Below are 9,532 nucleotides of genomic sequence, written 5' to 3'. Positions count from 1 at the left end.
GCGGGAATAGCTCAGTTGGTAGAGCACGACCTTGCCAAGGTCGGGGTCGCGAGTTCGAGTCTCGTTTCCCGCTCCAAATTCTTACCCCAATAAAAATATCCACAACGAATAATCGCGTTGGGGACGTTTTGTTTCGTCATTGACATACTCTTGTAAACAGACTTATCCACAGGTTCGGGTATTATTCCTGGAATGCAAAAAACTTCGCCGGGTGAATAGTATCATTTTAACTATTTGAAATTATTAATTTAATTATCATTGCAAATTGTTAATGCGATCACTTGACGATTTTTTCCCTCTTGAATATCAATGTGTTTTTATTTTTATACACAAGCTGTGGATGACTTAAGCGTCGCGCGGCAGACCCTTCTCAATGACCCTGACCAAACGTTGTTTCTGCGGTAGCTGCACCTCAACTACGCAGGCATTTCGCTTCTCGATTTGCTGAGCAACCGCCCACTCTATGTGTTCGTCGAGAAGTGGGTGCTCACCTCTGCGACTTTCCAGTGCGCGAAGAATGGCTTCATTCCAGGGAGCATTACCCAACGCAACGGCGATATTTCGCAGCCAGCGCAGGTGGCCAATACGACGAATGGCAGACCCCTCCGTGACTTTTAAAAAACACGCTTCGCTCCAGCTAAACAGCTCTATTAACTCCGGAGCATGAAGCTGCTTGCGCGGGTTGAAGTCATCCTCTGCCGTCAACTGTGAATAGCGGTTCCACGGGCAAATGAGCTGGCAATCATCGCAGCCGTAAATTCGATTCCCCAACAATGGACGAAATTCTTCTGGGATCGCGCCTTCCAGTTCGATAGTGAGATAAGAAATACAGCGGCGCGCATCCACCGTGTAGGGTTCAACAATGGCCCCGGTGGGACAGATGGTCATGCAGGCGACGCATTTCCCACATCCTTCTTCTACTGGTTGGTCGATCGGTAGGGGTAAGTCGATCAGTAATTCCCCGAGGAAGAAAAATGAACCGGCTTCGCGATTGAGGATAAGTGAGTGCTTACCTGTCCAGCCAAGCCCGGCTTTTTCCGCTAACGGACGCTCAAGAATGGGCGCAGAATCGACAAAAGGTCTAAAATTCAGCGAAACGCAGTGCTGTTGAATCATCTCTCCCAGCTTTTTTAAGCGGTTACGTAGCAGCTTATGGTAGTCGCGCCCCAGCGCGTAACGGCTGACGTAACCCAGAGAAGGATTCTTCAACGTGCTGGCGAAGGCCGCATTGGCAGGAAGATAGTTCATACGTACGCTGATGACACGTAGCGTACCGGGCAATAATTCGTGAGGTCGGGCGCGCATCATGCCGTGACGGGCCATCCAGTCCATCTCGCCGTGGTATTGTTTATCCAGCCAGGCCTGCAGTTTGGGTTCCGCTTCGCTGAGGTCGGTATCGGCAATCCCGACCTGCTGAAAGCCAAGCTCCAGCCCCCACTGCTTAATATTTTGCGCTAACTGATTGAGATCGAGGGGCTCTGACATGACGGACCATACAATGAAGAAAAACCCCGCAAGTATACCACACTCCATCTGGCACGCCGATGACATCAGGCGGATGGAGCGAGAGGCGGCAGACAGTTCAGGGCTGACGCTGTACGAACTGATGCAACGGGCGGGAGAGGCGGCGTTTCAGGTCACTCGTGAGGCTTATCCGAACGCCCGGCACTGGCTGGTGCTATGTGGTCATGGCAACAACGGCGGTGATGGTTACGTAGTGGCAAGACTTGCCAAAGCGCTGGGTCTTGAAGTTACGTTGCTGGCGCAGGAAAGTGACAAACCGCTCCCCGAGGAGGCGCAGCAGGCGCGTGATGCCTGGCTTAACGCTGGTGGCGTCATTCACGCGGCGGATATCAATTGGCCAAATAACGTGGACGTCATTATTGATGCGCTGTCAGGCACTGGCTTAAAACATGCGCCGCGTGAGTCTCTCTCGGTATTGATTGAACGTGCCAATTCTCACCCAGCCCCCACCGTGGCGATAGATATTCCCTCCGGCCTGCTAGCGCATACGGGAGCGACGCCGGGCGCGGTCATCAACGCAGCGCATACCATTACCTTTATTGCACTCAAGCCGGGCCTGCTCACCGGTAAAGCGCGCGATGTCACCGGGCGTCTGCATGTTAACGCACTTGGGCTGGACGACTGGCTGGCGGGGCAGAATGCGCCAATACAACGTTTTGATGCTCAACAGCTTGCACACTGGCTAACGCCGCGTCGACCCACCTCGCACAAGGGGTCCCACGGTCGACTGGTGATTATCGGCGGTGATTACGGTACGGCAGGCGCAATACGCATGGCCGGGGAAGCCGCGCTGCGAGCAGGTGCCGGGCTGGTCAAAGTGCTGACGCGCAGTGAAAACATTGCGCCTATTTTGACAGCCAGACCGGAACTGATGGTCGATGCGCTGACGCCGCAGACGCTGGAAGAGAGTCTGGCGTGGGCGGATGTAGTGGTGATAGGCCCCGGGCTTGGTCAGCAGGAGTGGGGCAAAAAAGCGCTGCAAAAAGTGGAGAATTTTCGCAAACCGATGCTCTGGGATGCGGATGCGCTGAACCTGCTGGCAATCAACCCCGATAAACGTCACAATCGCGTGATCACGCCGCATCCAGGTGAAGCCGCGCGACTGCTGGGTTGTTCCATTGCAGAAATTGAAGACGATCGCTTACTTTGTGCACAACGTCTGGTAAAACGGTACGGAGGCGTGGTGGTGCTGAAAGGCGCGGGTACGGTTGTTGCTGCTGAACAGGCGGAGTTGGGTATTATTGATACCGGCAATGCCGGGATGGCCAGCGGCGGAATGGGGGATGTGCTTTCCGGTATTATTGGCGCATTGCTCGGACAGAAGCTTACCCCGTATGATGCAGCATGTGCGGGATGTGTTGCGCACGGAGCGGCGGCGGATGTGCTGGCGGCGCGTTTTGGTACGCGCGGCATGCTGGCGACAGATCTCTTTACCACGCTACAGCGTATTGTTAACCCTGATGTGATTGACGTTTATCATGATGAATCGAGTAATTCCACTACCTGATGAGCAGGCGACTTTAGACCTGGGACTGCGGGTAGCCAAAGCCTGTGACGGCGCGACGGTTATATATTTGTACGGCGACCTGGGGGCGGGTAAAACCACCTTCAGCCGGGGATTTCTGCAGGCGTTAGGTCATAAAGGTAATGTAAAAAGCCCCACCTACACGCTGGTTGAACCCTATTCACTCGATAACTTGATGGTATATCACTTCGATTTATACCGACTTGCGGACCCAGAGGAGCTGGAATTTATGGGGATCCGCGATTATTTTGCCAATGATGCCATCTGCCTGGTGGAATGGCCGCAACAAGGTAAAGGTGTACTGCCAGACCCGGACGTCGAAATACACATTGAATACCAGGCGCAAGGTCGAGAGGCGCGTGTAAGCGCAGTCTCCTCATCAGGTGATTTATTGCTGGCGCGTTTAGCCGATTAACCTTAAGGGTGGCGGGATGATTTATCGCATCAGAAACTGGCTGATGGCAACCCTGGTCCTGCTGTGCGCGCAGGCAGGGGCCGCCAGCCTCTCCGATCTTCAGGTGTCCAATGGCGATCAACAGGCGCGGATTACGCTGAGCTTTATTGGCGATCCTGAATATGCCGTTTCGCAGGACGGGAAACGAACCGTCGCGCTGGATATTAAACAAACCGGAGTGATTCAGGGATTACCGCTGCTGTTTAGCGGCAATAATCTGGTGAAATCTATCCGTTCCGGCACGCCAAAAGATGCGCAGTCTCTGCGCCTGGTGGTGGATTTAACCGAGAACGGTAAAGCCGAAGCAGTAAAACGCCAGAACGGCGGCAATTATACCGTCGTGTTTACCATCAACGCTGATGCGCCACCGCCGCCTCCACCTCCCGTGGTTGCAAAGCGTGTTGAAGCGCCGATTGTTGCCCCACGTCCTGTCGAGCCAGCGCGCAATCCGTTTAAAGCAGAAAACGATCGCACTACGGCTGTGACTAACAGCAATACCTCCACGCGCCCTGCGGCGCGCGCCAGCACCAGCAACGGCGATAAGGTGGTGATTGCCATTGATGCCGGACACGGTGGACAGGATCCTGGCGCTATTGGTCCTGGCGGCACGCGTGAGAAAAACGTCACGATTGCCGTGGCGCGCAAGCTGCGCAGTTTGCTCAATGATGACCCGATGTTTAAAGGTGTACTCACCCGTGATGGTGATTACTTTATCTCGGTGATGGGGCGTTCAGACGTCGCGCGTAAACAAAACGCCAATTTCCTGGTTTCTATTCACGCGGATGCCGCACCAAACCGTGATGCCACAGGTGCTTCCGTTTGGGTGCTGTCAAACCGTCGGGCGAACAGTGAGATGGCCGGCTGGCTGGAACAGCACGAGAAGCAATCGGAGCTGTTGGGCGGCGCGGGCGATGTGCTGGCAAACAGCCAGTCCGATCCTTACCTCAGCCAGGCCGTACTGGATCTGCAGTTCGGTCATTCGCAGCGCGTCGGGTATGATGTGGCGACCAGCATGATCGGCCAGTTAGAACGTATTGGTTCGATGCATAAGCGTCGTCCAGAACACGCCAGTCTTGGCGTACTGCGTTCGCCTGATATCCCGTCAGTGCTGGTTGAAACTGGCTTTATCAGTAACAACAGCGAAGAACGTCTGTTGGCGAGCGATGATTACCAGCAGCAACTGGCTGAGGCGATTTACAAAGGATTGCGTAACTATTTCCAGGCGCACCCGATGCAAACCGGGCCGCAGGGCGCACCGGCGCAAACCGCCAGCGCCATATCGCCGGGTAACACGTTAACAAATTAAGGATTAGCCATGCCGATTCAGGTTCTACCGCCACAGCTGGCGAACCAGATTGCCGCAGGCGAGGTGGTAGAACGGCCTGCGTCAGTGGTGAAAGAGCTGGTGGAAAACAGCATCGATGCCGGTGCGACGCGCATTGATATCGATATTGAACGCGGCGGCGCGAAGCTTATCCGTATTCGTGACAACGGCTGCGGGATTAAAAAAGACGAGCTGGCGTTGGCGTTGGCGCGTCATGCCACCAGTAAAATAGCCTCGCTTGACGATCTTGAAGCCATCGTGAGCCTCGGATTTCGCGGCGAAGCGCTGGCCAGTATCAGCTCCGTGTCTCGCTTAACCCTTACATCGCGTACGCAAGAACAACCCGAAGCATGGCAGGCGTATGCCGAAGGGCGTGACATGGATGTCACAGTTAAACCCGCTGCGCATCCGGTGGGAACCACGCTGGAGGTGCTAGATCTGTTCTACAACACCCCGGCGCGGCGCAAATTTATGCGCACCGAGAAAACCGAATTTAATCATATCGACGAGATTATTCGCCGCATTGCGCTGGCGCGTTTTGATGTGACGATAAATTTGTCGCACAACGGCAAAGTGGTGCGTCAGTACCGGGCAGTGGCCGCGGATGGGCAGAAAGAGCGCCGACTGGGCGCGATTTGCGGCACGCCGTTTCTGGAGCATGCGCTGGCGATCGAATGGCAGCATGGCGATTTAACATTGCGCGGCTGGGTGGCCGATCCTAACCACACAACGGCAGCACTGGCAGAAATCCAGTACTGCTACGTGAATGGTCGGATGATGCGCGACCGGCTGATCAACCATGCTATCCGCCAGGCCTGTGAAGATAAGCTGGGAGCCGATCAACAGCCCGCTTTTGTGTTGTATCTGGAAATCGATCCGCATCAAGTGGATGTCAACGTACACCCAGCTAAACATGAGGTCCGTTTCCATCAATCCCGGCTGGTGCACGATTTTATTTACCAGGGCGTGTTGAGTGTCCTGCAACAGCAGCTTGAAACGCCGCTGCCGTTGGCTGATGACGACGAACCCGCCCCAAGGCACATTCCGGAAAACCGCGTTGCTGCTGGACGCAACCATTTTGCCGAGCCGGCTCCCGCGCGTGAACCTGCGACACCGCGGTACTCAGCATCCGCTGGCACTGGAAGTGGCAATAGTGGTGGCAGTAGTGGTGGCGGTGGCCGTCAGGCGGGAGCCAGTTGGCCTCATGCTCAACCCGGATACCAAAAGCAGCAGGGCGAAATTTATCAGCAACTGATGCAGACGCCGGCTCCAACGCGTAAAACGCCGGTCTCTGAAACGCCATCGACGCCTCTGACTGGCAGCAGTCAGGGCTTTGGCCGGGTGCTAACGATTGTTGGTGCAGACTGCGCGTTACTCGAGTGCGATGGCCATATTCGGTTGTTGGCATTACCGGTGGCTGAGCGTTGGTTGCGTCAGGCGCAGTTAACGCCGGGTCAGGGAGCGGTTTGTGCTCAACCGTTACTGATCCCTTTACGTCTAAAAGTGACCGCCGATGAAAAAGCGGCACTGCAAAAAGGACAGAGCCAACTGGCTGAGTTGGGCATTGAATTTCAGCTGGATGCGCAGCATGTGACCATCCGGGCGGTGCCTTTACCCTTACGCCAACAAAATTTACAAATCTTGATTCCTGAACTGATAGGCTACCTGGCGCAGCAATCCGTATTCGAGCCGGGCAATATTGCACAGTGGATCGCACGTAACCTGATGAGCGAGCATCCACAGTGGAGCATGGCACAGGCGATTACGCTATTAGCGGATGTTGAGCGGCTCTGCCCACAACTCGTGAAGGCACCGCCGGGTGGTCTGTTACAACCTGTTGATTTACATTCGGTAATGAATGCCCTGAAACATGAGTGATACCCGTAAGGCGAGCCTGCCAAAGGCGATTTTTTTGATGGGGCCAACGGCCTCCGGTAAAACGGCATTAGCAATTGAATTGCGTAAAGTTTTGCCCATAGAGTTGATAAGCGTTGATTCCGCCCTTATTTACAAGGGGATGGATATCGGTACAGCTAAGCCTGATGCAGCTGAATTACAGGCCGCACCGCACCGATTGCTGGATATCCGCGATCCATCGCAGGCGTACTCCGCTGCGGATTTTCGTCGCGATGCGTTAGCCGAGATGGCCGACATCACCGCCGCGGGGCGTATCCCGTTGTTGGTGGGCGGCACAATGTTATATTTCAAAGCCTTGCTTGAAGGACTGTCGCCGTTACCGTCGGCGGACCCGGAAGTCAGGGCCAGAATTGAGCAGCAGGCGGCAGAGCAGGGTTGGGACGCGTTACACCGACAGCTTCAGGACATCGATCCCGTGGCAGCGGCGCGTATTCATCCAAATGATCCGCAAAGACTTTCCCGGGCACTGGAAGTTTTTTTCATTTCGGGTAAAACTTTAACGGAGCTGACGCAAACGTCAGGAGATGCTTTGCCGTATCAGGTGCATCAGTTTGCAATCGCCCCGGCGAGCCGTGAACTGCTCCATCAGCGAATTGAGCAGCGTTTTCATCAGATGTTAGCTTCAGGTTTTGAAGCAGAAGTCCGGGCGCTTTTTGCCCGTGGAGATTTGCATACGGATTTGCCTTCCATTCGTTGTGTAGGGTATCGCCAGATGTGGTCATACATTGAAGGCGAAATTTCATACGATGAAATGGTTTATAGAGGTGTTTGCGCCACGAGGCAGTTGGCGAAGCGACAGGTAACCTGGTTGCGTGGTTGGGAAGGGGTGCACTGGCTTGACAGTGAAAAGCCTGACCAGGCGCGAAACGAAGTATTACAGGTTGTTGGTGCTATCGCGAACTGAATGTGTACAATTGAAACGTATCGTGCGCAATTTTTCAGAATCGAAAGGTTCAAAGTACAAATAAGCATATAAGGAAAAGAGAGAATGGCTAAGGGGCAATCTTTACAAGATCCGTTCCTGAACGCACTGCGTCGGGAACGTGTTCCAGTTTCTATTTATTTGGTGAATGGTATTAAGCTGCAAGGTCAAATCGAGTCTTTTGATCAGTTCGTGATCCTGTTGAAAAACACGGTCAGCCAGATGGTTTATAAGCACGCGATTTCTACTGTTGTCCCGTCTCGTCCGGTTTCTCATCACAGCAATAATGCCACCGGCGGCACAGGCAGCAACTACCATCACGGTAGCAACGCGCAAGGTTCATCTGCGCAACAGGACAGCGAAGAAACCGAATAAGGTTATTAGCTGTTTTACATACGGGGAGCCAGCGATCCTGTGTTCCCCGTTGATTTATATTAAGGGGTTGACGCTTGTTTGACCGTTATGATGCCGGTGAGCAGGCGGTACTGGTACACATCTATTTTTCGCAAGACAAAGATATGGAAGACCTCCAGGAGTTTGAATCTCTGGTTTCTTCCGCCGGTGTCGAAGCAATGCAGGTGATTACCGGGAGCCGTAAAGCACCGCACCCGAAGTATTTTGTTGGTGAAGGTAAGGCAATCGAAATTGCCGAAGCCGTAAAAGCGACTGGCGCTGCGGTGGTGATTTTTGATCATGCTCTAAGCCCTGCCCAGGAACGTAACCTGGAACAGTTGTGCCAGTGTCTTGTTATCGACAGGACTGGTCTCATTTTAGATATTTTTGCCCAGCGTGCGCGAACCCATGAGGGTAAGTTGCAGGTTGAGCTGGCGCAGTTGCGCCATATGGCTACGCGTCTGGTCCGTGGCTGGACTCACCTTGAACGGCAAAAGGGCGGGATTGGTTTGCGCGGCCCGGGTGAAACCCAGCTCGAAACCGACCGTCGTTTGCTGCGTAATCGCATTTTGCAGATACAGTCGCGCCTGGAAAAAGTTGAAAAGCAACGTGAGCAGGGGCGACAGTCGCGCAAGAAAGCGGATGTCCCAACCGTATCACTGGTGGGATATACCAACGCCGGAAAATCCACCCTGTTCAACCAGATCACCGAAGCCCAGGTCTACGCAGCGGATCAGCTGTTTGCGACCCTGGACCCGACGCTACGCAGAATAGACGTGGCGGACGTGGGTGAGACCGTGCTGGCGGATACCGTTGGGTTTATCCGTCATTTGCCGCACGACCTGGTGGCGGCGTTTAAGGCCACCTTGCAGGAAACACGTCAGGCGACATTGCTGCTGCACGTTATTGATGCAGCAGATTTTCGTGTGCAGGAAAACATTGAGGCCGTCGATACGGTGCTCGAAGAGATCGATGCGCATGAGATCCCGACCCTGCTGGTGATGAATAAAATCGATATGTTGGATGACTTTGAGCCGCGTATCGACAGAGATGAAGAGAATAAACCCATTCGCGTTTGGGTATCAGCGCAAACGGGGATTGGTATACCACAACTTTTTCAGGCTTTGACTGAGCGACTTTCCGGTGAGGTGGCGCAGCATACGTTGCGTTTGCCGCCGCAGGAAGGGCGTTTGAGAAGCCGGTTTTATCAACTTCAGGCAATAGAAAAAGAGTGGATGGAGGAGGACGGCAGCGTAGGTCTGCAGGTTCGTATGCCGATCGTAGACTGGCGTCGCCTCTGTAAACAAGAACCGGCACTGGAAGACTATGTTGTCTGATCTGACGGATATGGCCTGAAGATTTTTTCGCCTCTATACCTTGTGGATTTTGTGCGGCAGGAAGGCGGCAAGTCCTGAAATCTCCAGGAGCATAGTCAACTATGTGACTGGCGTTGAGGGACGCAGCCAACGCAAC

Annotated in this window: 8 protein-coding genes and 1 tRNA gene; 8 read left to right on the top strand and 1 reads right to left on the bottom strand. The window is 54.0% G+C overall.

Annotated features, from left to right (window positions below):
- Positions 1-76 (top strand) — tRNA-Gly (locus tag OGY13_RS10950).
- A 269-nt stretch (positions 77-345) separates the two neighbouring features.
- Here the strand turns inward: OGY13_RS10950 and queG are convergent.
- A complete protein-coding gene (gene queG, locus OGY13_RS10945; protein ID WP_213752402.1) occupies positions 346-1,485 on the bottom strand; it encodes a tRNA epoxyqueuosine(34) reductase QueG in 1,140 nt (379 codons plus the stop codon).
- Between queG and nnr the strand changes: the two genes are divergently transcribed.
- The 7 genes from nnr (at position 1,484) to hflX (ending at position 9,396) form a co-directional block, all read left to right on the top strand.
- On the top strand, positions 1,484-3,031 hold the full coding sequence (gene nnr / locus OGY13_RS10940) for a bifunctional ADP-dependent NAD(P)H-hydrate dehydratase/NAD(P)H-hydrate epimerase (RefSeq protein WP_213752401.1): 1,548 nt from the start codon (positions 1,484-1,486) through the stop codon (positions 3,029-3,031). The genes queG and nnr overlap by 2 nt on opposite strands.
- Positions 3,003-3,464: a tRNA (adenosine(37)-N6)-threonylcarbamoyltransferase complex ATPase subunit type 1 TsaE gene (gene tsaE, locus OGY13_RS10935; protein WP_008786002.1), complete on the top strand. Its 462-nt coding sequence runs from the start codon at positions 3,003-3,005 to the stop codon at positions 3,462-3,464. The genes nnr and tsaE overlap by 29 nt, the downstream gene beginning before the upstream one ends.
- A gap of 16 nt (positions 3,465-3,480) precedes the next feature.
- Complete coding sequence (amiB, locus tag OGY13_RS10930; protein WP_048215090.1) at positions 3,481-4,809, top strand: N-acetylmuramoyl-L-alanine amidase AmiB; 1,329 nt, start codon at positions 3,481-3,483, stop codon at positions 4,807-4,809.
- A gap of 9 nt (positions 4,810-4,818) precedes the next feature.
- A complete protein-coding gene (gene mutL, locus OGY13_RS10925; RefSeq protein WP_213752400.1) occupies positions 4,819-6,705 on the top strand; it encodes a DNA mismatch repair endonuclease MutL in 1,887 nt (628 codons plus the stop codon).
- Positions 6,698-7,648 carry a tRNA (adenosine(37)-N6)-dimethylallyltransferase MiaA gene (miaA, locus tag OGY13_RS10920; protein ID WP_008786004.1) on the top strand — a complete coding sequence of 317 codons (951 nt, stop codon included), beginning with the start codon at positions 6,698-6,700 and terminating at the stop codon, positions 7,646-7,648. Before mutL ends, miaA begins: the two co-directional genes overlap by 8 nt.
- An 84-nt stretch (positions 7,649-7,732) precedes the next feature.
- On the top strand, positions 7,733-8,041 hold the full coding sequence (gene hfq / locus OGY13_RS10915) for an RNA chaperone Hfq (RefSeq protein WP_003025584.1): 309 nt from the start codon (positions 7,733-7,735) through the stop codon (positions 8,039-8,041).
- A 74-nt stretch (positions 8,042-8,115) separates the two neighbouring features.
- Entirely contained in the window at positions 8,116-9,396 is a 1,281-nt protein-coding gene (gene hflX, locus OGY13_RS10910; RefSeq protein WP_003830495.1) for a ribosome rescue GTPase HflX, read from the top strand.
- Positions 9,397-9,532: the final 136 nt, after the last annotated feature.

The organism is Citrobacter sp. Cpo045 (assembly GCF_030332875.1).
Taxonomy (GTDB): Bacteria; Pseudomonadota; Gammaproteobacteria; order Enterobacterales; family Enterobacteriaceae; genus Citrobacter; species Citrobacter portucalensis.
This window is presented reverse-complemented; position numbering and strand designations above follow the sequence as displayed.

Bases quoted from the DNA above. Each gene is read 5' to 3' on its own strand.
- hfq (WP_003025584.1), top strand. From the start codon at position 7,733: ATGGCTAAGGGGCAATCTTTACAAGATCCGTTCCTGAACGCACTGCGT.
- amiB (WP_048215090.1), top strand. From the start codon at position 3,481: ATGATTTATCGCATCAGAAACTGGCTGATGGCAACCCTGGTCCTGCTG.
- nnr (WP_213752401.1), top strand. From the start codon at position 1,484: ATGACGGACCATACAATGAAGAAAAACCCCGCAAGTATACCACACTCC.
- mutL (WP_213752400.1), top strand. From the start codon at position 4,819: ATGCCGATTCAGGTTCTACCGCCACAGCTGGCGAACCAGATTGCCGCA.
- tsaE (WP_008786002.1), top strand. From the start codon at position 3,003: ATGATGAATCGAGTAATTCCACTACCTGATGAGCAGGCGACTTTAGAC.
- miaA (WP_008786004.1), top strand. From the start codon at position 6,698: ATGAGTGATACCCGTAAGGCGAGCCTGCCAAAGGCGATTTTTTTGATG.
- queG (WP_213752402.1), bottom strand. From the start codon at position 1,485: ATGTCAGAGCCCCTCGATCTCAATCAGTTAGCGCAAAATATTAAGCAG.